The 20875-nt window shown below is 62.8% G+C and carries 19 protein-coding genes; 14 read left to right on the forward strand and 5 right to left on the reverse strand.

Annotated features, from left to right (window positions below):
- Positions 1-215 precede the first annotated feature (215 nt).
- A complete protein-coding gene (locus tag AC4CS3_RS07240) occupies positions 216-1907 on the reverse strand; it encodes a phospholipase C (protein ID WP_490782833.1) in 1692 nt (563 codons plus the stop codon).
- Between the two features lie 434 nt (positions 1908-2341).
- On the opposite strand from AC4CS3_RS07240, the gene AC4CS3_RS07245 reads away from it, so the two are divergent.
- The 10 genes from AC4CS3_RS07245 (at position 2342) to AC4CS3_RS07290 (ending at position 11454) form a co-directional block, all read left to right on the forward strand.
- Entirely contained in the window at positions 2342-3631 is a 1290-nt protein-coding gene (locus tag AC4CS3_RS07245; protein WP_345449549.1) for an adenylosuccinate synthase, read from the forward strand.
- A gap of 392 nt (positions 3632-4023) precedes the next feature.
- Positions 4024-4578 (forward strand): RNA polymerase sigma factor, encoded by a 555-nt coding sequence (locus tag AC4CS3_RS07250; protein WP_490782834.1) that lies wholly within the window; start codon positions 4024-4026, stop codon positions 4576-4578.
- Positions 4575-5411, forward strand: a complete 837-nt coding sequence (locus tag AC4CS3_RS07255) for a hypothetical protein (protein WP_490782835.1) — start codon at positions 4575-4577, stop codon at positions 5409-5411. The genes AC4CS3_RS07250 and AC4CS3_RS07255 overlap by 4 nt, the downstream gene beginning before the upstream one ends.
- 12 nt (positions 5412-5423) lie before the next feature.
- Positions 5424-5849, forward strand: coding sequence for a CoA-binding protein (locus tag AC4CS3_RS07260; RefSeq protein ID WP_236814520.1), 426 nt, complete (start codon positions 5424-5426; stop codon positions 5847-5849).
- A 71-nt stretch (positions 5850-5920) separates the two neighbouring features.
- On the forward strand, positions 5921-6763 hold the full coding sequence (locus tag AC4CS3_RS07265; RefSeq protein WP_490782836.1) for a polysaccharide deacetylase family protein: 843 nt from the start codon (positions 5921-5923) through the stop codon (positions 6761-6763).
- A gap of 43 nt (positions 6764-6806) precedes the next feature.
- The gene (locus AC4CS3_RS07270; RefSeq protein WP_490782837.1) at positions 6807-7208 is read left to right on the forward strand and encodes an MmcQ/YjbR family DNA-binding protein; all 402 of its coding nucleotides are present in this window, start codon (positions 6807-6809) and stop codon (positions 7206-7208) included.
- Between the two features lie 82 nt (positions 7209-7290).
- Positions 7291-7920: a hypothetical protein gene (locus AC4CS3_RS07275; RefSeq protein WP_490782838.1), complete on the forward strand. Its 630-nt coding sequence runs from the start codon at positions 7291-7293 to the stop codon at positions 7918-7920.
- A gap of 209 nt (positions 7921-8129) precedes the next feature.
- Positions 8130-9539, forward strand: a complete 1410-nt coding sequence (gene ngcE / locus AC4CS3_RS07280; RefSeq protein ID WP_490782839.1) for an N-acetylglucosamine/diacetylchitobiose ABC transporter substrate-binding protein — start codon at positions 8130-8132, stop codon at positions 9537-9539.
- On the forward strand, positions 9536-10561 hold the full coding sequence (locus tag AC4CS3_RS07285) for a carbohydrate ABC transporter permease (RefSeq protein WP_490782840.1): 1026 nt from the start codon (positions 9536-9538) through the stop codon (positions 10559-10561). The genes ngcE and AC4CS3_RS07285 overlap by 4 nt, the downstream gene beginning before the upstream one ends.
- Positions 10561-11454: a carbohydrate ABC transporter permease gene (locus AC4CS3_RS07290; protein WP_490782841.1), complete on the forward strand. Its 894-nt coding sequence runs from the start codon at positions 10561-10563 to the stop codon at positions 11452-11454. The genes AC4CS3_RS07285 and AC4CS3_RS07290 overlap by 1 nt, the downstream gene beginning before the upstream one ends.
- Before the next feature lie 103 nt (positions 11455-11557).
- On the opposite strand, the gene AC4CS3_RS07295 is transcribed toward AC4CS3_RS07290, so the two are convergent.
- Positions 11558-12415, reverse strand: a complete 858-nt coding sequence (locus tag AC4CS3_RS07295; protein WP_490782842.1) for a DUF1206 domain-containing protein — start codon at positions 12413-12415, stop codon at positions 11558-11560.
- Positions 12416-12496: 81 nt separating this feature from the next.
- Between AC4CS3_RS07295 and AC4CS3_RS07300 the strand changes: the two genes are divergently transcribed.
- On the forward strand, positions 12497-12790 hold the full coding sequence (locus AC4CS3_RS07300) for a DUF503 domain-containing protein (RefSeq protein WP_236814542.1): 294 nt from the start codon (positions 12497-12499) through the stop codon (positions 12788-12790).
- A 232-nt stretch (positions 12791-13022) separates the two neighbouring features.
- Here AC4CS3_RS07300 and purL read toward each other — a convergent pair whose 3' ends face one another.
- Genes purL through purS form a run of 3 tightly spaced genes read right to left on the reverse strand, consistent with a single transcriptional unit; the run spans position 13023 to position 16346 of the window.
- On the reverse strand, positions 13023-15341 hold the full coding sequence (gene purL, locus AC4CS3_RS07305; RefSeq protein ID WP_490782843.1) for a phosphoribosylformylglycinamidine synthase subunit PurL: 2319 nt from the start codon (positions 15339-15341) through the stop codon (positions 13023-13025).
- Entirely contained in the window at positions 15338-16093 is a 756-nt protein-coding gene (gene purQ / locus AC4CS3_RS07310; protein ID WP_490782844.1) for a phosphoribosylformylglycinamidine synthase subunit PurQ, read from the reverse strand. Before purQ ends, purL begins: the two co-directional genes overlap by 4 nt.
- Position 16094: 1 nt before the next feature.
- Positions 16095-16346, reverse strand: coding sequence for a phosphoribosylformylglycinamidine synthase subunit PurS (gene purS / locus AC4CS3_RS07315; protein WP_028265707.1), 252 nt, complete (start codon positions 16344-16346; stop codon positions 16095-16097).
- A 343-nt stretch (positions 16347-16689) separates the two neighbouring features.
- Between purS and AC4CS3_RS07320 the strand changes: the two genes are divergently transcribed.
- From AC4CS3_RS07320 to AC4CS3_RS07330, 3 genes are all read left to right on the forward strand, one after another.
- Positions 16690-16875, forward strand: coding sequence for a hypothetical protein (locus AC4CS3_RS07320; protein WP_437772242.1), 186 nt, complete (start codon positions 16690-16692; stop codon positions 16873-16875).
- A gap of 136 nt (positions 16876-17011) precedes the next feature.
- Positions 17012-17302, forward strand: coding sequence for a DUF1540 domain-containing protein (locus AC4CS3_RS07325; protein ID WP_345449533.1), 291 nt, complete (start codon positions 17012-17014; stop codon positions 17300-17302).
- Positions 17303-17673: 371 nt separating this feature from the next.
- Complete coding sequence (locus AC4CS3_RS07330) at positions 17674-20757, forward strand: S8 family serine peptidase (protein WP_490782845.1); 3084 nt, start codon at positions 17674-17676, stop codon at positions 20755-20757.
- Positions 20758-20875 lie beyond the last annotated feature (118 nt).

Consider the following 20875-nt stretch of genomic DNA (forward strand, 5'->3'; position numbering starts at 1 on the left):
CCGGCCGGGAGCGGTTTGCCGCGACCGGTCAGATTGGGTGCAGTGTTGGGGGCTGGTTAACTCTACCGGAACGGCGGTGAGCTGTGGGGTGAATCGGGACTTCTGTGTTGGGTCTCTCGACGGCGGGAGCCGGATTCCGACATAAAGCGGCGGTGCGTTAACGGAAACGGCACCGTCCCGATGGGTTCGGGACGGTGCCGTTTCGGAAGCGTGTGCTACTGCTTGTTCTCGTTCTGGTCGTCGCTTTCCTTGGTCCGGGAAACCACGGTGCCGTTCGATTCGTTGAGGATGAGCTTCACGTCCCGCCCGTTGTCAAAGTTGAACATCGCGTTGATGGAGCCGGCCTTGGCGTCTGCCGACGAGTCGCCGATCTGGCCGGTGTGCCAGTTGTCCTCGATGAAGCGAAGGATGGATGACTGGTCCGTCTGGGTGTGGTCCACGAAGTTCTTCTTGGCGAAGGGGGAGATCACGACGAGCGGCTGGCGGGGGCCGGGGCCGCAACGGTCGGCATAGCCTCCGGCCATCGGCACACCCTTGTTGTAGGCGTTGAGGCACCACGCGGCGTCGTCGGTGGTGTTGGAGGAGTTCTTCACACCGGCCGCGACGTGGTCGTACCAGCCGTCAGAGTCATCGTAGGCGAGGACGATGGCAGTGTTTTCCCAGTTCTTCGAGTTCTGGATTGCGTTCACTTGCTGCGTGATGAACTTCTGCTCGTCCAGGGGATCGGAGTAGCCGGCGTGGCCGTCCTGATAGTTTCCCGCCTTCAGGAAGGAGACAGCAGGCATGTTGTCCGAGTTGACCACCTTGGCGAAGTCCGTGGTGTCGTACTGGTGGTTGGCCTGGCCGTTGTGTCCGATCTCGTCCACGCTTGCCGGAGCCAGGTGGTGCGGGTTGGACGTCGACTTGTAGTACTGGAACGGCTGGTGGTGCGGGTTGTAGTCAGTCACCGTGGCACCCGCGATGTTGGTGTGGGTGGTCATGCACGCAGCCGGGGTAGTGTCCGTGGCCGGCGTCGTCGGTGCAAAGCCGCCCTGGAACCAGCCCCAGCTGACGCCCTTGTCGTTGAGCAGGTCGCCGACGTTCTTGCCCTGCATGCCCGCAAGGTTGTTCTTGCTCGCGTGGCTCTTGTTGGAGCAGTCGTCGTAGACCGGATCCGGGTCTTCCGTCATGGTTCCGACGCCGTTGGCGTCAGGGAACTTGACGGTGTAATCGCTGCTTGCGGGTTTGACCGGCTGCCCGGCGGCAGTGAATTCGGTGACGCCGTGGGTCTGGCCGGACACGAGGTTGAGCGCGCCGGGGCTGGACGGGCCGAACACCGTGCTGAAGTGCGAGTCGCTCATGGCGAAGTTCTGGGCGTAGTTCCAGATCCCGGTCACGGTGTTGCCGTCGTAGTAGTCCATGGTGAGTCCGGGACGGCCGAACTGGCCACCCGAACAGGTATCCATGCTGGTGTTCTCGACGAACTTGTTCATCAGGCCACCGTTGTAGGCCTTCTGCTCCGCGGTATATTCGTGGTCCTGGTCGCACGTGATTGCCTGGCCCGGAGTCAGCCGCTGAGGCTGGACCGAGTTGGGGTTGTTAGGTGCCAACAGATTGTCGTGGGCGAGGGTGGCGATGTTCTTCGGCGTGTTCTTGGCCGCCGTGAACGCGGGAGCCGCTGCGCCGCTGCCTTGCTGGGTTTCGCCGGCCGTGTTGGCTGCCTGCGGATACGTCGCGAAGTAGTGGTCGAAGGAGACGTTCTCGCCGAAGATAACGACGACGTGCTTGATAGGCGTCGCCGTGCCATTGTGGTCGTCATTGGCCGAGGCCGGCGTCATGCCGAACCCGATCATGCCGGCAGCGATGGTGGATGCCGCGAGTGCGCTCACTCCCGCCGTTGACAGGAGACGCTTGTTGCGAAAATTCATGGATTTCCCTTCAGATTCACGGAAGTGCCCGCCCAACTGACTCGCATTTGTTGTCGTTTAGAGGGCTCATAACGACAACAAATGCGAGTCAGTTGGGGGTAAGGATTCACAAAGAATGTAGCCGCTCGCCTGGGGCGTGGCGGCCGTTTTGGGGGCTCAATGCGGACTGTTTGGGAAGAGTTCACATTCTGCTCACAGGGAACTTCGAGGGCGCCGTGCCTGTTTTCATGTCGCCCTCCGACCGTGTGACAACAGGTCCAAGAGCCGCATCGGCTAAACTTGGCTGGTAAGAGCCCCGGAACTCTTGCTGATCCCGCCGGTGAACTTTTGCGAAAGTCTGCGGGCAGGGCCGAAAGATTCGGGGCGTTCTCATGTACGGCGCTGAGCCTTGGTGATCCCGCCAGGACCGGCCCGAAAGAATGGGGGAGGATCCCATGCCAGCTATCGTGATCGTCGGAGCCCAGTGGGGCGACGAAGGCAAAGGCAAAGCAACCGACCTGCTCGGTGGCCGCGTTGACTACGTGGTCAAGCCCAACGGCGGCAACAACGCCGGGCACACCGTTGTAGTGGGCGGTGAGAAGTATGAGCTCAAACTCCTTCCTGCCGGTATTCTGAGCCCGAACGCGATTCCGATAATCGGCAACGGCTGCGTGGTGAACCTTGAGGCACTGTTCCAGGAGATCGATGGCCTGGAAGCCCGCGGCGCCGACACATCCCGTTTGCGCGTCTCGGCCAATGCCCACCTCGTAGCGCCGTACCATCAGGTGTTGGACAAGGTCACCGAGCGCTTCCTCGGCAGCCGCGCCATCGGCACCACGGGCCGCGGCATTGGCCCGGCCTACATGGACAAGGTGGCCCGCTTGGGTATCCGCGTCCAGGATGTCTTCGACGAGTCGATCCTGCGCCAGAAGGTGGAAGGCTCGCTGCGTCAGAAGAACGAACTCCTGGTCAAGGTCTACAACCGCCGCAACGTGGTGGTGGACGAGATCGTGGAGTACTTCCTGTCTTACGCAGAGCGCCTGCGGCCGCTGGTGATTGACAGCACCCTGGTCCTCAACAACGCACTGGACGAGGGCAAGGTGGTCCTCATGGAAGGCGGCCAGGCCACGTTCCTGGACGTCGACCACGGCACGTACCCGTTCGTGACGTCTTCCAACCCGACTGCCGGCGGTGCGTCTGTTGGCTCGGGCATCGGACCCACCCGCATCTCCCGCTCCATCGGCATCATCAAGGCCTACACCACCCGCGTCGGCGCAGGTCCGTTCCCCACGGAGCTCTTCGACGAGATGGGCATGTACCTGCAGAAGACAGGTGGCGAGTTCGGTGTCAACACCGGCCGCCCGCGCCGCTGCGGTTGGTACGACGCCGTCCTGGCCCGCCACGCATCCCGGGTCAACGGCTTCACGGACTACTTCGTCACCAAGCTGGACGTCCTGACCGGTATCGAACAGATCCCGGTCTGCGTGGCCTACGACGTCGACGGCGTTCGCCACGACGAAATGCCCATGACCCAGACCGAGTTCCACCACGCAGTGCCGATCTTCGAGTACTTCGACGGCTGGACCGAGGACATCACCGGCGCCAAGACGATCGAAGACCTCCCCGAGAACGCCCGCAGATACGTGCTGGCCCTCGAGAAGCTCTCCGGCACGCGCTTCTCCGCGATCGGCGTGGGCCCGGACCGGGACCAGACGATCGTGGTGCACGACCTCATCGAGGACTAGTCACCAAAGCCTAATTACGACGACGGCGGGTCGCCCTTTCGGGGCGGCCCGCCGTCGTGCATTCCGCACCGAACGAACCAAAAAACGCCCTCGAAAAAAACTTTTGGAATCCGCGTAACCCTTTGGTGTGCATCGACGATTACCTCTTTGAAAGGCCGAGCTGAAATTTGTCCCCCATCATGTTTCAGCTCGGCCCTTTTCATGTCTGAAGGGGTTTCGTGGATGTGCAAAAAGTCCGGGAGAGGCAAGCCCCCGGAACCGAAGGCTGGTCCTTGGGCATAGCGGGAGCAGCGGTTAAGCTAGGTGAGGTTGCCCGGCCCTGCCGCGCTTGGGCGCCACCGAGGATCTCGCATGGATCCGGACATTCGCTCCCCAACGAAAGCCACGCTTCAGTGACCGACGCCTTGACCGATGCAGCATTGCTGGCCCTTCGCGGCCGGGAAGCTGAACTGTTCAGCGCCGTCTACCAGGCCTTTGCGGGCCAAGTGCTCGGCTACCTGACGGCGAAAGGCGTTTCGGATCCCGAAGCTGTCACACAAGACGTTTTTCTTGCCGTCCTGCCTCGCGTCGAGACGATCACGGGCGGCGTCAGCGGTCTGCGGACGTTCGTGTTCTCGGTGGCCCATGCCCGGATGGTGGATGACCATCGCCGGCAAAGCAGGGCACCAGAGCACCACGAGTTTGAACCTGAACGTGACACGCGCCAGTCGAGTTCGGCGGAAGCTGAAGCGATGGACCGCGTGGCGCCCGGCGAAGTCATGGCGCTGCTGGACCTCCTTAGGGAAGATCAGAGGGAAGTCCTGACGCTTCGTATTGTTGCCGGTCTGACAGTGGACCAAGCAGCCGAAATCATGGGGAAAAGCCAAGGCGCAGTCAAGCAGCTGCAGCGCCGGGCGTTGAATGCACTCCGCGAGCACTCGGTAGTAAAGGAATACGTGGCACCATGATGCGTTGGGATTGCAAGGACATTGACCGTGACGCGGTCATCCTCGAGCTCATGCTTGAGGCTGGCCTCACGGACGCCCCGGAAGTCGCGGACTCGTTGAAAGCATTGGAATCGTTCGCCTCCATGCCGGCGCCGGTTCCCGGGCCCGCACTTGCGGCGATGCTGGCGGGCTCGACGCCGGGTGACGGCTCCGCCACGGCCGCCCATGACTCTGCAAACAATCTTCCCTCCGACGAGCTCGGCAAGCGGCGGCAGTTGCGCAAGCATCGCCCCGTCGTCATTGGTGCTGCCGTCTTGACCGCCATGGGCCTGGGTGTTGGTGGCGTTGCGGCCGCGAGCGGCGGATTCAGCAAGGGAACCCCGGAATTCATGCAGACGCTGATCTCCGGCTGGGCGCCCGCCTGGACCACGGCTCCGCCGTCGCTGGTACCTCCGGCCCCCGCCCAAGACTCCCCTAAGGTCACCACGCACCCGGCTCCCGTCGATCTGCCACCAGCGGGGCCCCCGGTGGCGCGCCTTTCGGCGGACCCGGTGGCGCCCGCACCGGCCAGTACTGGCGAGGCGGCACACGAGCCGGCAGCCCCGGCGGCCGTTCCCGCCCCTGCAAGCAGGCCAAGCGACGAGCAATCCGAAGCGCCGAAGGCAGCCCACACGGAGCCTAAGGACGACTCGCAGGGAATCCTTCCGCAGCCCAAAACTGCTATCCCATCCTCCCCGGCGGCGAAGGACCTCCAAAACGGGGTTCAGCAAGCAGTCGAGAACGCCCAGGACGACGTGTCCTTGAAGCCTGCCGGGGCGTCGCTGCGCTGGCTCCTTGGACTGCTTTCCCGCTAGTAGGCTGGAGCTATGACACACGTCAACGATCCGGCAGTCATTGACCGGCTTATGCGGACTAAGGGCCGCTGGGCAATCGTGGGACTCAGCACGAATGAGTGGCGCTCTGCGTTCGAGGTAGCTCTCTATGTTCGCGACACGATGGGCATGGAGATCATTCCGATCAACCAAAAAGGCGAAGACGTCCACGGTGAAACCGGCTACAAATTCCTTGCCGACGTGCCCTTCGAGAAGCAGCCCATCGACGTCGTCGACTGCTTTGTGAACTCCTCGCGCGTCGGCGCCGTAGTGGACGAAGCGATTGCCGTGGGAGCGAAAGCCGTGTGGCTCCAGCTCGGAGTAATTGACGAGGACGCAGCGGAACGAGCCAAAGCTGCGGGCCTGGACGTCGTCATGAACGCTTGTCCGGCACAGATGGGCTGGCGGAGCGGCATCTAGCCGTCGTTTTCCGTTAACCGGGCGCTGGTATGTTTTGGGCGCAATCACCCTTTCGAGATCAGGGAATTTCCATGTGTGACGACCACCCTTCCACCACCAGCCGACGCACCGCGCTCGGTTTCCTCGGGGCTACCCTGGTGGCCGGGCTGGGGGCATGCGCGGTCCCGGGAAACCCGTCTCCAGAAAGCCCGACGGCGACCCCCGGCGCTGCTGGCCCCTCGCCGTCGTCGTCCGCAAGCGCCGCGATGAATCCCACACCAAGCCCCGCCGGCCGCGGGCGGCTCCGGAACCCTTTCGTCCCCGACTTCACACTGCCGCCTATCCAAGGCGGACTGGCTCCCGTGATTACCAAAATCCCCACCAAACATCCCGTGGTGTTCCTCACGATCGACGACGGATTGGTCAAGTCCCCGGAAAGCGTCCGGCTCCTCGCGGAGAACGGCTACCCGGCCACACTGTTCCTCACGAGCAACACGGTCCGCGACAACCCTGCATTCTTCAAGGCGTTCATGGCGCAGGGGAGCCTCGTTGAAAACCATACGGTCAGCCACAACGTCAACATGACCACGCAATGGGGCTACCAGCGTCAGCTTGACGACATCGCAGGCATGCAGGATTTCGCCCTCCAGCAGTACGGCCGCAGGCCCACCCTGTTCAGGCCTCCCGGAGGTGCGTACTCAACCGCCATGCGCCAAGCCGTTGCCGCCGCCGGCTTGAAGGCGATCGTTACGTGGGAGGCCAAGGCCAATGCCGGGCGCATGGACTACCAGTACGGCAATTCCCTCCGACCCGGCGACATCGTCCTGATGCACTTCCGCCCCGAATTCGCGGCGGACTTCGAGGCATTCCGCTCGGCGCAAGTGGCTGCCGGACTGGAAGTGGTGCTCCTCGAGGACTTCCTGGACGTTGCGTGAGGCGGTCGGTCCGCTAGTCGTCGCACTCCGCTAGTCTCGCTACATGGACGCTGCCACCCTCCGCAAAATCTGCCTTGCCTTCCCCGGGACCTATGAAGACTTCCCGTTCGGCCCGGAAACCTCGGTTTTCAAAGTCCGGTCCGCTGTGTCCGGCGGATCCAAGCAGGAAGGCAAGATGTTCGCCGCATCTGCCATGGACGACCAGAACTTGGCAGTAAGCCTCAAATGCGATCCCGCCTTGGCTGCGCAACTTCGCTCGGCCCATCCGGAAATCACCGGCGCCTGGCACATGAACAAGACGCACTGGAATGGCGTCCGCTTGGACGGCGCCCTCCCTGACTCCATGGTCCGGGACATGGTGGAGGATTCCTATGACCTCGTGGTTTCCTCGTTGAACCGCAAGCAGCAGGAGCAGCTGGGCTGGGCCCGGCTCGCCAAGGACTGACACGCGGACCCCGTCTGCTGCTTCGGCTAGATTGTGACTGGACCGCACCTTCCATCGCCTCGAAGCAATCAGGAGGAGCCAGATGCTGGAACAAAAGACCCTCGATGAGCTATGGAATTTTGAGGACCCCGCGTTGTCGGAAGCCCGCTTCCGCGAAGCCATGGCGGATCCCGCCTACGATGCCTTTGAGCGGGCCGAGCTCGCTACCCAATTGGGCCGGGCAATCGGCCTGCAAGGCCGCTTCGAGGAGGCAGACGCCCTCCTGGACGGGATCGACGCCGAAGAAGAGCCCACCATTGCGGTGCGGGTCCTCCTGGAGCGCGGCCGCCTGCTCAACTCCGCTGGCCACCCGGCCATGGCCGTGCCGCTCTTCGAGCAGGCTGCGGAGATGGCAGACCTCCTGGGCGAAGATTTCCTCGCCGTGGACGCACTTCATATGCTGGCCATCGCGGACTCCGGCCACCAGGAATCATGGACGCGCAGCGCGCTTGAGTACGCCTCCGCCGTCGACGATTCCCGCACCAAACGGTGGATGGTTTCCCTACACAACAACCTCGGTTGGGCAATGTACGACGACGGTCGCCGCACCGAGGCGATGGTCGAGTTCCAGCTTGCTGAACAGTGGGCCGAACGCGTGGGAACCGAGCAACAGCAGCAATGGGCGCGCGAGGCTATCGCTCAGTGCGCAAAATCCTTGAATTTACGGGGCTAGAACACCCAAATGACCCCTCCGGACGGCAGTATCGTCAGATCACATTTTGACAAAAGTTGATCGAAACTGCCCTCAAATATTGCTTTTCAATCACTCGTGGTGAAGTATGTCACACGAAGGGCGCGTCGCAGCGGCGGTGCCCGGACCGATCGACTGCCGGCCAAGACGCCGTCAGAGTTCGGTACAACGAGTCTCTGGAGGGTTTTAGGATGAACGTTCAGCAGCAGTCCCTTGCACGCCGCGGTTTCCTTCGCGGCGCGCTGGCCGCGGCCGTGCTTGTGCCGTTGGCCGGTTCGATGGCCTCGTGCGCCGGGGGTGGCGGCGGAGGAACCACTGGTCCAACGGGGACCGTTTCGGATACCAATCCGTTCGGCATGGCAGACAAGTCCACCGTTGACGCCGTGATCTTCAAGGGCGGGTATGGAATCGACTACGTTGACTTCGCGGGCAAGGGCTTCGAAAGCGCACATTCAGGTTCCACCGCCAAGATTTCCCCGTCCACGGACATCGCGCAGGAACTCCAGCCGCGATTCGTCGGAGGCAACCCGCCTGACCTGATCGACAACTCCGGTGCCAAGGCCATCGGGTTCAGCACCATCCTGGCCCAGCTCGAAGACCTCACCAGTGTAGTCAACGCAAAGAACCTCGAGGGCAAGGTCATCAAGGACACCCTCTACGGCGGAGTCCTCGCTCCGGGTACCTTCGAAGGCAAACTGGCGGCCTTGAACTACGTCCTGACCGTCTACGCAATGTGGTACTCCGACGCCCTGCTCAAGGACAACGGCTGGTCCGTTCCCAAGACCTGGGATGAGATGTACGCACTCGGCGAGCAGGCCAAGGCCAAGGGCAAATACCTGTTCGTGTGGGGCAAGGAAGCCGCAACGTACTACCAGGAAATGGCGATCGCTTCCGCCATCAAGGAAGGCGGACACGACGTCCGCCTCGGATTGGAAAACCTCAAGGCAGATTGCTGGTCCCACCCTGCACTTCAGAGCGTCTTTACCGCCCTGAACAAGATCGTCAAGGCAGGCCACTTCAAGCCCGGCGGTTCAGGCACCCAGTTCACGGCAGCACAGGCGCAGTGGAGCAACGCCCAGGAAGCAGTGTTCTACCCGTCCGGTTCGTGGATCGAAAACGAGATGAAGGACCAGACGAAGTCCGGATTCAAGATGACCGGCGCGCCCGTCCCCTCCGTGACCACCAGCTCCAAGCTGCCGTACGCGTCCCTGCACAGCGCAGCAGGCGAGCCCTTCGTGGTTCCTTCGCAAGGCAAGAACGTGGCCGGTGGCAAGGAATTGCTCCGCGTCATGCTGTCCAAGGACGCTGCCACCAACTTCGCCAAGACCAAGCTGGCCCCCACCATCGTCAAGGACACCGTTCCCTCCGATGGCTTCGGCTCCACGGCACTCGTCTCCCAGACCAAGCTGCTCAGCGACGCCGGCGACAATATCTACACCTGGAACTTCATTGACCTTTACGGGACCAACAAGGACCAGCTGGTTGTGTGGAACACGTTCCTCGATGGAAAGTCCGACGTCGCCACGCTGACGTCGGACCTGCAGAAGATCACCGACAAGGTCCGTAACGACAGCTCGGTCAAGAAGATTGAAGTGAAGTGACTTCAGTGAAAGCAAAAACACTCCGGGTCGGCGACGGTGCGTCCGCCGTCGTCGTTCCGGATGCCGCACCACCCGTCTACAAGAGGCGGCGCAAGCCCCTGACGTTCGACAAGATCAGTTTCTTCGTGGTCTTCCTCGGCTTGCCCCTGGCCATCTACATCGTGTTCGTGATCTCGCCGTTCGTGCAGGCCTTCGGGTACTCCCTGACCGACTGGACAGGGTTCTCGCCGGACAGGAACTTCATCGGACTCGCGAACTACCAGAAGCTCTTCACGGATGACATCTTCATGAAGGCAATGGGGAACAACATCCTGTTGGTCATCTGCCTGCCAATCATCACCATCATCCTCAGCCTCGTGCTGGCAACGTTGGTGACTGTCGGCGGCAGCAGCAAGGGCCAGATCAAGGGCCTTCGCAATTCCAGCTTCTACCGGGTTGTCTCGTTCTTCCCCTACACGATTCCGGCGATTGCCATCGGCATTATGTGGGGCCAGATCTACGATCCCTCGGGTGGCCTCCTGAACGGCATCCTCACTTCCCTCGGCATGGACCAGTTCAAGTCCTACGCTTGGCTTGGGGATAAGAACACGGCCATGATCGCCACGATGTTCGTGATCGTGTGGGGCTTCATAGGCTTCTACATGGTGCTTTTCGTGGCTGGCATCAAAGGTATCCCTGCCGAGCTGTTTGAGGCGGCCCGGATTGACGGGGCGGGGCGTTTCCGCACTGCGGTGTCGATCACCATCCCGCTCATCCGGGACAACATCCAGACGGCCTACATCTACATGGGCATTTTGGCGCTGGATGCCTTCGTCTATATGGCCGCCCTGAACTCCGGCGGTGGCCCGGACAACTCCACCCTGGTGATGTCCCAGCAGCTCTTCTTCACCGCTTTCACCAAGGGCCAGTTCGGCCTGGCCAGCGCCATGGGCGTTGTGCTGGCCGTAGCCACCCTGATCTTCTCCGGCCTCGTGTTCCTGGTCAACAGGCTCACTGGTGGCGACAAGGATGTGTCCCTCTGATGACTTCCAAAATAGCCAGCCAGGAAATGAAGTCGCTTCACTTCAGCCCTCGTAAGCCGGCCATGACCACCGGTGACAAGGTAGTGGGCGCCGTTTCCCACACGGCCCTCACCATCTGGTCCCTCATTGTGATCCTGCCGTTGCTGTGGACCTTCATGTCCTCGTTCAAGACGTCCAGTGAGATCTTCGCCTCGCCGTTCGCCTTGCCCTCGCAGTGGCGCTTCGATAACTACATCCGGGCCTGGAGCGAAGCCGGAATCGGAAGCTACTTCCTGAACTCGGTGGTCGTGGTGGGTTCGGCGTTGGTGATCGTCATGGTCCTCGGTGCCATGTGTGCTTACGTCCTTGCGCGTTATACATTCCCGGGCAGCAAAGCCATCTACTACCTCATGCTGGCCGGCCTGACCTTCCCGATCTTCCTTGCCATGGTTCCTCTGTTCTTCATCATGCGGAACATCGGCATGCTGAACACCTTGCCCGGACTCATCCTGGTGTATGTCGGCTTCGCGCTGCCGTTCACCGTCTTCTTCCTGTTCTCCTTCTTCAAGTCGCTTCCCCACGAAATCACCGAGGCGGCTGCCTTGGATGGGGCCGGCGAGTGGCGGACGTTCTTCCAGGTCATGTTGCCGATGGCCAAGCCCGGACTCGCCTCCGTTGCCATCTTCAACTTCCTGGGCCTGTGGAACCAGTTCCTGATTCCGGTGGCCATCAACGCGGCCGGACCACGCGTGCTGTCCCAGGGCCTCGCAGCCTTCGCTGGCCAGATGGGCTATGCCGTGGACTTCGGCGCCCTGTTCGCCGCGGTCACGGTCACCGTCGTTCCCGTGCTGATCGTCTACGTCATCTTCCAGCGCCAGCTTCAGGGTTCGGTGTCGCAAGGCACTTCCAAGTAGCAGGGCCAAGCTAAAAAAGCGCCCGACGGCGGTTCCCACCATTGGTGAGGGCCGCCGTCGGGCGTTTCTGCCGACTGCTCCGTGCCAACCGGCGCGGCCCGCGTCAGAGCCGCTGGTAACGGGAACGGAACAAGGAAAAGATACCGTAGGCCATGAGTCCGAGGCTGACGAACCCCAGCACCCATCCGCCAAAGGGTTGTTTCAGGAAGGCTTTGAGTGCCGAGTCGAGGCCGCCTTGTTGGGAGGGGTCGTGCGCCGCTGTGGCGATCAGGATGAGCAAGCCGACGGCGCCGAGCGCCACCCCCTTCGCGCAATAGCCCACCACGCCCAGTATCGTAAACGCATCTCCCAAGGCCCCGGACGGTTTCCCCCTCAGGTTCTTTTCGTACTTGCGTGTGATCCCCATGAAGACGTATGTGCCGGCGGATGCCAGCAGTGCCACCCCGATGATCACCAGGAGGACGGTGCCGGGAGTGCTGGACATGAGGTCTGCGCTGGTCGAACGGGATTTCTCGCTGCTGCTGCTCGGACGGCTGAGCGCAAAACTGCCGAAGGTCACCGCGGCCACGGCGAAGACGATTGCCTGCCCTGCTGCCTTGAGCCGATTCATCCAGCGCTTGGAGCTGTCGCGCCCGCTCCACCCCATCACGGCGTCGCTCGCCATGTACAGAGCGAGGGCGCCGCAGGCCACTAGTCCCGCCCACAAAAGAACGACGCCGCCGGGCGTAGCGGCCATCTGGCCGACCGCACCGCTTTGGTCGGCTTGGCCGGATGAGCCCAGCGCGATCCCCAAGGCGATGGTCCCGATCAGAAGGTGTATCAGCCCTAACGCGACAAAGCCGGCCCGCGCCACGACTCTGACGGTCCGTGAATCCTTGGCGTCGTCTACGGCGTCTTCCACCGAATCGGCGCCCCGGGATACTGCGTTGCCGGCTTTGTTCGTATGATCGTCCGCGCCCATGGAGCTCCTTTGGTCTGTCCTCATCTTGCCACCGTGGGCTCCCAAGCGGGAGGGCGCCCGGCTACTGGATACGATGGGCGCATGTGGATCGCGTGGATCGAGTTCGACATCCTCCTGGGCGAGGTGCACAGCCTGAAGGAGAAACGCTCCCTCGTGCGCCCGCTGATCGCCGAGTTGAAACGGCGATTCGAAGTCTCTGCCGCTGAGACCGGGCACTTGGACCAGCATCGGCGTGTGCTCATCGGCGCAGGCGCAGTGGCAGCAGACCGGGCGCATCTCGTGGAGGTGCTCGACGCCGTCGAACGCTTCGTTGCCGCGCGCCCCGAACTGGAGCTGCTGAGCGCCCGACGCCGGGACCTCCACAGCGAAGACTGACCCCAACCCGGGACGCTCGCTCACCTATGTGGGGTTTTGGCCGGACGCTCGCTCAGATGCGTGAGCGAGGGTTGCCGGGAAGGCGGGTATATGTGAGCGAGGGTTGCCGGGAAGGCGGGTATATGTGAGCGAGCGTTTCCACCATACTGGCGATGTCTGGAGCAGGCCTTAAAAACGTTTGCTCCCCACCGCGAGCCGGTGAGGAGCAAACGAAAGGTGAAACCGGGTGAGCCTAGCCGAAGTACTTCGGCAGGGTGGCCTCGTGGGCTTCGCTGAGGGCGTCCAAGGAGAGCTCGTCCACGCCGTTGATCTCCAGCTTGCCGCCGGCAGCGTCGACGACGCCGATCCGGAGGTGGGCGAAGCCGCGGGCAGTGCACATGTCCTTGAAGCGGATTTCCTCGGAGCGCGGAACGGACACGATGGCCCGGCCCTGGGACTCGGAGAACAATGCGGTGAACAGGTCCACGGCGTCGCGCTCCACGAGTTCGTCCAGCGCAATGCGGGCGCCCACGCCGTAGCGAAGTGCGGACTCCACCAGCGCAGCGGCTAGGCCGCCCTCGGAGAGGTCGTGCGCGGCGTCGATCATGCCGTCGCGCGAAGCGTTGATGAGGATTTCGCCGAGCTGGCGCTCGATGGACAAGTCAACGTTCGGCGGCAAGCCACCGAGGTGTCCGCGCAGGTTGGACCATTCCGAACCGTCCAGCTCTGCAGCCGTGGTGCCCAGCAGGTAGATGGCCTGGCCATCTTCCTTCCAGCCGGAAGGCGTGCGGCGCGCGACGTCGTCGAGCTTGCCCAGCACTGCAACCACGGGGGAGGGGTGGATCGGCACGGTACCGGTCTGGTTGTACAGCGAGACGTTGCCGCCTGTGACCGGGACGCCCAGCTCCATGCACGCATCGGACAGGCCGCGAATAGACTCGGCCAGCTGCCACATGACATCCGGGTCCTCGGGGGAACCGAAGTTCAGGCAGTCGCTGACGGCCATCGGGACGGCGCCGGAGGTTGCGACGTTGCGGTACGACTCGGCCAGTGCCAGCTGTGCGCCGTGGTACGGGTCGAGGTAGGTGTAGCGGCCGTTGGCGTCGGTGGCCAGGGCCACGCCAAGCCCGGTTTCCTCGTCCACGCGGACCACTCCGGCGTCGTCCGGGAACGCCATGGCGGTGTTGCCGCCGACGTAGCGGTCGTACTGCTTGGTGATCCAGGCCTTGCTGCACATGTTCGGCGAAGCAATGAGCTCGGTGATGGCAGCGGCCAGCTCCCCGGAGGTGGAGGGGCGGCCGGCGTCCTGCACGGAGCCCGTGAAGGTATCGGCCTGCACGGAATCCTGCCATGAGGGGCGGGCAAACGGGCGGTCGTAGACCGGACCGTCGTGGGCAACGGTGCGCGGGTCGACGTCGACAATGACTTCGCCTTCCCACGTGATGATGAGGCGCCCGGTGTCGGTCACTTCGCCCAGCCAGGAGTACTCCACGGCCCATTTGTCCATGACCGCTTCGAAAGCGGCGATGTTCCCAGGGGTGACAACCGCCATCATGCGTTCCTGCGACTCGGACATCAGGATTTCGCCCGGGGTCAGGGTGGGATCGCGGAGCAGCACGGAAGTCAGCTCAACCTGCATGCCGCCGTCGCCGTTGGAAGCGAGCTCGGACGTGGCGCAGGAGATGCCCGCGGCGCCGAGGTCCTGGATACCCTCAACCAGCGAACCCTTGAACAGCTCCAGGCAGCACTCGATGAGCACCTTTTCGGCGAACGGGTCGCCTACCTGGACGGCGGGGCGCTTGGACGGCTTGGTGTCGTCGAAGGACTCCGAGGCCAGCACGGAGGCGCCGCCAATGCCGTCGCCGCCGGTGCGCGCACCGAAAAGGACTACCTTGTTGCCCTTGCCGGAGGCGTTGGCCAAACGGATGTCTTCGTGGCGCATGACGCCCACTGCGAGCGCGTTGACCAGCGGGTTGCCCTGGTACACGGAGTCGAACACCATTTCGCCGCCGATGTTCGGCAGGCCAAGCGAGTTGCCGTAGCCACCAATGCCCGCAACGGCACCGTGCATGACGCGGGCCGTGTCCGGGTGGTCGATGGCGCCGAAACGCAGCGGGTCCATCACGGCTACCGGGCGGGCGCCCATCGAGATGATGTCGCGGACAATGCCGCCGATACCGGTCGCGGCACCCTGGTAAGGCTCCACGAACGACGGCGAGTTGTGGGACTCGATCTTGAACGTCACGGCCCAGCCGTCGCCCAAGTTGGTGACGCCGGCGTTTTCGCCGATGCCCACGAGCATGTCCTTCTTCATCTCCTCGGTCACCTTTTCGCCGAACTGGCGCAGGTGGTTCTTCGAGGACTTGTAGGAGCAGTGCTCGCTCCACATGACGGAGTACATGGCGAGCTCGGCGCCGGTAGGCCGGCGGCCCAGGACCTTCACGACCTCGTCGAACTCGTTCTGCTTCAAGCCGAGTTCGGCCCAGGGGAGCTCGGTGTCCGGCGTTTTAGCCGCGTTCTCCACCGTGTCGATGTTGAACTTCTTGCCGACGGTTTCAGCAGAGGTAGTCACTGTGCGCCTCCCACGATCTTGTTCAGGACGGAGGTGAAGAAGCCCAAGCCATCCGTGCCGGCGTTGGACTCAGGACCGAATCCGGGCTCCACCGCGTGCTCCGGGTGCGGCATGAGGCCCACCACGTTGCCGGCGGCGTTGCTGATGCCGGCAATGTCGCGGCGTGAACCGTTCGGGTTCCAGCCCACATAGCGGAACACGACGCGGCCCTCGGCCTCAAGGGCGTCCAGGGTCTTGTCGTCAGCGATGTACTGGCCATCCTGGTTCTTCAGCGGAACCGTGATTTCCTCGCCTGCCTCGTAGTCCGAGGTCCACACGGTCTTGTTGTTCTCCACGCGCAGCACCTGGTCGCGGCACAAGAACTTCAAGTGGTCGTTCTTGATCATGGAGCCCGGGAGCAGGTGCGACTCGGTCAGGATCTGGAAGCCGTTGCAAATACCCAGGACGGGCAGCTTGGCATCGCTGTTGGCAGCATCGATGATGCGGGACATCAGCGGAGCGAAGCGGGAAATCGCGCCGGCGCGCAGGTAGTCGCCATAGGAGAAGCCGCCCGGGATGACGACGGCGTCCACGTCGGCCAGGTGGGTGTCCGCATGCCAGAGCGCGACGGCGGTGCCGCCTGCGAGGCGGACCGCACGGGCGGCGTCGCGGTCGTCAAGCGTGCCGGGGAAGGTGACGACGCCGATCCTGGCCCCAACCAAATGGGGTTCGACGGCCACAGGGGCTCCGCCGATCAAAGGAAGTTCAGTCATGTCAGGCCTCGACGACCTCGACGTTGACGACGTCTTCGATCACCGGGTTGGACAGCAGGGTCTCGGCGGCCTCGCGGGCCTGGGCGAGGATGGCGTCGGTCACCTCGCCGTCGACGGTCAGTTCGAAGCGCTTGCCCTGGCGGACTGCGCTAAAGCTGGTGAAGCCGAGGCGGGGCAGTGCGCCCACGATGGCCTTCCCCTGAGGGTCCAGAATCTCGGGCTTGGGCATGACGTCGACGACGATCCGGGGCATCCGGTAACTCCTGTGCGTGAGCGTTGGTTAAACCTTTGGTTAAAGGCTGCCGCGGAGTGGTGCCGTCTCACGCCGGAACTGCCTCCAAACAGCGTTCAGGAACAGTGTTTAGCGGCAGGGTCTTACGGAATAAGGGGGGCGCTCCGCGAGCTTGCATGCCCATTCTACCGGCCAAATCGCTACATACCCTATTTGCGGGAGATCGGTGAAGAGGCCCCGTGGGCCGCGCCAATTCGCGGCGGCGCCCCGCCGTCGTCGGGGGTTTTCAATGCCCGACGACGGCTCCGGGCACTGGACGACGGCGGCTCTGGCCGGGGGTGGTTTGCGTCACTAGGATTGCGGCATGGCCGAAAACGCTAAGTCGATGGTTTTGCCCGTGGTCCTTGCCGCTGTTTTCGCCGGCCTGGGCAGGGTGGTTTTCCAAAGGATCATGGCGGACCGGGCTGCCCGGGAAAACCGCATTTCCGTCCCGCCCGATGCTTCGACAAGGGCAAAAATCAGCGACGCGCTGAGAGGGATCCATTCTTAGCGTGGCCCGGGCCGCTGACACCGTCTGGAGTGCAATAGGGTACGCGCAAATGCGCTAATCCTCCGGGTTAAAGGCGCGTATTCGGGAGTAGCTTGGAATTGCTGTCTAGGAAATTCCCCGTCCAACAGGAGGAGCAATGACCGAACACGTCGCCGAAGTGTCCGCATGCAGCGTTGGCAGCTGCGGATTCAACCATCATGGCTGCACCGCCTACGGGATTACGATCGGCGGAACCGCGGATCACGCTTCCTGCGCCACCTTCATTGACACCGCGCTCATGGGAGGACTCCCCAAAGTCCTGGCGCATGTCGGTGCCTGCCAGCGCTCGGAATGCACCCACAACAACAACCTCATGTGCGAGGCCCACGATGTCCGGATCGGCCCCGGTGCCGAAGCGGCTGATTGCTTGACGTACCAGCACGCCTGAGGCTCCTTTCAGGCCGCCTTCGCGATCAATATCTGAATATCCGCACAGCGGGCACGTCCCCTTCCGACGGGGGCGTGCCCGCTGCTGCGTGCGGATGTATTCTGATGCCGAATGACATGACCAAAAACGTGAAATGTGTCCTATGTCATATTCAGCTATCACTCTGTACTCTATGAGTCGGCTGGGCTTTAGCTGATTACAAGAACTGTCAATCGGCGTACGTCCTTAGTTGATTGATCTTGACATGACCGCCACGATCGCCCGGAAAGGTGCAATCACTCGTGAATTCACAAGGAAAGAGCTTCATTAGAAGCGGGGGGCTTCGAAAAGCTGCGGCGTTGGCCGTCGGACTACCGGTTCTGCTCTCCTCGGTGGCTTTGACACCCGCTCATGCTTCGCCCGCTTTCGGCTCAACGGTCTTCGGATCAACGGTTGCGGGGGTTGCCCGGAATGTCGACCCCAAGTCTTATCAGGATGGCCGCTACGTAGTGGTGCTGGCAGAGAAGCCAGCGGCCACTTACGACGGCGGAACGCCCGGCTACGTGCCCACCAAGCCGCAAACCGGCAAGAAGCTGGACGTCGGCAAGGCCGAAGTGAAGCAGTACCAGGCCCACTTGCAGCAGAAGCAGCAGGACGTGGCCAAGCAGCAGAGCGTGAGCATCAATCGCGACTACACCACAGCCATTAACGGCTTCAGCGCCACCCTTTCCGCGAACCAGGCCGTCAATCTGGCGAAGAACCCCGATGTTCTCCTCGTGGCCCCGGACACCCAGTCAGCTCCTGACTACTCCACCACCGATTTCCTCAACCTCAGCGGACCGAACGGCGTGTGGAATACCCAGTTCGGCGGCCAGGACCAGGCCGGCAAGGGCACTGTGGTGGGCGTCATCGACACCGGCTACACGCCCACAAGCAAGTTCTTCGCCGGCGATCCCGTCCAGCCGCTGGTCGGGGACCCACAGGTGGGCGTCCCGTACCGCACGAGTGACGGCAAGATCGCCATGCTGAAGGCCAACGGAGATACCTTCGTAGGGGAGTGCCAGAAGGGTACGGACACCGGGGCGGCCTTTGACGGCACTGCCTGCAATTCCAAGGTCCTCAGCGCCCACTACTTCGCAGATGCCTTCCTGCAGACAGTTCCGCCAGCCCAACGGGCACCCCAGGAACAGATCTCGCCCATCGACGTCGCGAGCCATGGCACGCACACGGCAAGCACCGCCGCGGGCAACTCCGGTGTGGAGACGTTCGTGGATGGCCGAAGCTTCGGCAAGACTAGCGGCGTGGCACCGGCCGCCAAGCTCTCGATTTACAAGATCTGCTGGGAAGACACCGACCCCAATTCGGGCGGCTGCTACAGTTCCGCGGCCATCTCCGCCATTGACCAAGCCATAGCCGACGGCGTGGACGTCCTGAATTACTCCATCTCCGGCGCTACGGACACCACCACCGACCCGGTCTCGCTCGCGTTTCTCTCGGCTGCGTCGGCCGGCATCTTCGTGGCCGCGTCCGCAGGTAACTCGGGCCCGCAGGCCAGCACCGTCAACCACGGCGCACCCTGGATGACCACGGTTGCGGCTAGTTCGTTCTCCCAAGAGCTCCAGGGAACCGTCGAATTCTCCGACGGCACCAAGTTCCGCGGAGCCAGCATCATGAACCACCAGGTGAGCGGGGCCGGCGTCGTGCTTTCCGCAAACGCTGCCTCGGGTAGCGGTAACGCAGCGCTCTGCGCGCCGGGCTCACTTGACCCGGCGAAAATCGCCGGCAAGGTAGTGGTGTGTGACCGCGGGGTGGTTGACCGCGTCGCCAAGAGCGCCGAGGTGCTCCGCGGCGGCGGTGTGGGCATGATCCTCGTGAACCTCACCAACTCCTCCTTGGACACGGACAAGCACGCAGTGCCCACCGTCCACGTCAATCCTCCGGCGTCGCAGGCCATCAAGGACAAGGTCGCGGCCAATCCTGGAATTACCGTTTCCCTGGTTGACCACGACACCACTGGGCTTCCGCTCGAGGCCCAGCCGCAGATCGCCGGATTCTCCTCCCGGGGCCCGCTCCTCGCCACCGATTCGGATCTGCTCAAGCCGGACATTTCGGCTCCGGGCGTTGCGGTGCTGGCAGGGGTTTCGCCTATCGGCAGCAAGGGCGATGAGTACGGATTCATGTCCGGTACCTCCATGGCGTCCCCGCACATTGCAGGTTTCGGAGCGCTGATCCTGGCGAAGAATCCCGATTGGTCACCTGCAACGGTCAAGTCGGCCATGATGACGACGGCGAGTGACGTCAAGCTGGCCGATGGAACCAAGAACCAGGATGTCTTCGCCACGGGTGCAGGAGAAATGAACCCTGCCAGCGTGCTCGAACCGGGCCTGGTCTACGATGCCGGAACCGAGGACTACCTGAAGTTCATCCAGGGTACCGGCGTCGATCTCGGCAAGCCGGGACTTGGCTCGACACTGCCACGCGACATGAACCTTCCGTCGTTCGCCCTGGGTAACCTCGCGGGCAAGATCGAGGTCACCCGCACCGTCACGGCCCTGACTCCGGGACAATACCGGGCCACAGTCAATGTCCCTGGCGTTGACGTCAAGGTCACACCGTCTGTGCTGAACTTCAACGAAGTCGGCCAGAAGAAGACCTTCAAGGTGACCTTCGAAAACAAGACCTCGGCATTGGGTACGTTCGCGATGGGATCGCTGAAGTGGGAAGGTGCCAACAAGTCGGTGGTCTCTCCAATTGCGGTCCGTCCGCAGTCGGTAGTGGCCTCCAAGAGCGTCGCCTTCACGTCCCAGCAAGCAAGCGGTTCGGCGGACATCAACATCGTCTCGGGTTCCGACTCACCCACGGCTGTGACCATTGACGGCCTCTCCAAGGCTGATTCCTCGGCCGCGGAACTTGTTCCCGGTCCTGTGGCTGTGGCGAACAATGCCTCGAACTTCGTAAAGACTGCAACGGTTCCCCCCGGAACAACCTTCGCGAAGTTCTCGGTCATCTCCTCAGATCCCACTGCGGATTTCGATCTGTACGTGCTGTCGCCGTCAGGTCAGTTGTTCACGGCAGCCACACCGAGTGCCAGTGAGTCCCTCTCGCTCGACAACCCGGAGCCTGGGACGTACACCATCATCGCGAACCTGTTTGGCAGCCCCAACAACCGGCCCACCAAGGCCAGTGTTGATGCGGCGATCCTGGGCGCAAACCAAGGCAACGCCACGGTCACGCCCAACCCAATCAAGATGAAGAACGGCAAATCCGGGAAGTTCACCTTCGCGTGGAGCAAGCTGACCCCGGGCTCCTACATCGGTCGACTCACGTTTGCCGGCACCAGCTCGCCGACGTTCGTGTCCGTCCTGGTCTCGGCAAACGGCAGCGTTTCCGTGGTGCCGAAGGATGACCAGGAAGGCGAGCACGGCAAGGCCAAACTGCAGAATGACGGGGAGGACCAGTCAAACAACGCCCTTTAGTGCGGCAATGATCGTCTGACAGAAATGCAAGGCAGCGGCCGGCGGGATATCCCGCCGGCCGTTTTCTTGTTTCCCCCCGGACGCCCGCTCACTTATATGGCCCTTTTGGCGGACGCTC

It is taken from the genome of Arthrobacter sp. SE2 (assembly GCF_058244265.1).

Excerpts from the sequence above, each read along its gene's own strand:
- AC4CS3_RS07240 (WP_490782833.1), bottom strand. The coding sequence starts at position 1,907 with ATGAATTTTCGCAACAAGCGTCTCCTGTCAACGGCGGGAGTGAGCGCA.
- AC4CS3_RS07245 (WP_345449549.1), top strand. The coding sequence starts at position 2,342 with ATGCCAGCTATCGTGATCGTCGGAGCCCAGTGGGGCGACGAAGGCAAA.
- AC4CS3_RS07255 (WP_490782835.1), top strand. The coding sequence starts at position 4,575 with ATGATGCGTTGGGATTGCAAGGACATTGACCGTGACGCGGTCATCCTC.
- AC4CS3_RS07260 (WP_236814520.1), top strand. The coding sequence starts at position 5,424 with ATGACACACGTCAACGATCCGGCAGTCATTGACCGGCTTATGCGGACT.
- AC4CS3_RS07265 (WP_490782836.1), top strand. The coding sequence starts at position 5,921 with ATGTGTGACGACCACCCTTCCACCACCAGCCGACGCACCGCGCTCGGT.
- AC4CS3_RS07270 (WP_490782837.1), top strand. The coding sequence starts at position 6,807 with ATGGACGCTGCCACCCTCCGCAAAATCTGCCTTGCCTTCCCCGGGACC.
- AC4CS3_RS07275 (WP_490782838.1), top strand. The coding sequence starts at position 7,291 with ATGCTGGAACAAAAGACCCTCGATGAGCTATGGAATTTTGAGGACCCC.
- ngcE (WP_490782839.1), top strand. The coding sequence starts at position 8,130 with ATGAACGTTCAGCAGCAGTCCCTTGCACGCCGCGGTTTCCTTCGCGGC.
- AC4CS3_RS07290 (WP_490782841.1), top strand. The coding sequence starts at position 10,561 with ATGACTTCCAAAATAGCCAGCCAGGAAATGAAGTCGCTTCACTTCAGC.
- AC4CS3_RS07295 (WP_490782842.1), bottom strand. The coding sequence starts at position 12,415 with ATGGGCGCGGACGATCATACGAACAAAGCCGGCAACGCAGTATCCCGG.
- AC4CS3_RS07300 (WP_236814542.1), top strand. The coding sequence starts at position 12,497 with ATGTGGATCGCGTGGATCGAGTTCGACATCCTCCTGGGCGAGGTGCAC.
- purQ (WP_490782844.1), bottom strand. The coding sequence starts at position 16,093 with ATGACTGAACTTCCTTTGATCGGCGGAGCCCCTGTGGCCGTCGAACCC.
- purS (WP_028265707.1), bottom strand. The coding sequence starts at position 16,346 with ATGCCCCGGATCGTCGTCGACGTCATGCCCAAGCCCGAGATTCTGGAC.
- AC4CS3_RS07320 (WP_437772242.1), top strand. The coding sequence starts at position 16,690 with ATGGCCGAAAACGCTAAGTCGATGGTTTTGCCCGTGGTCCTTGCCGCT.
- AC4CS3_RS07325 (WP_345449533.1), top strand. The coding sequence starts at position 17,012 with ATGACCGAACACGTCGCCGAAGTGTCCGCATGCAGCGTTGGCAGCTGC.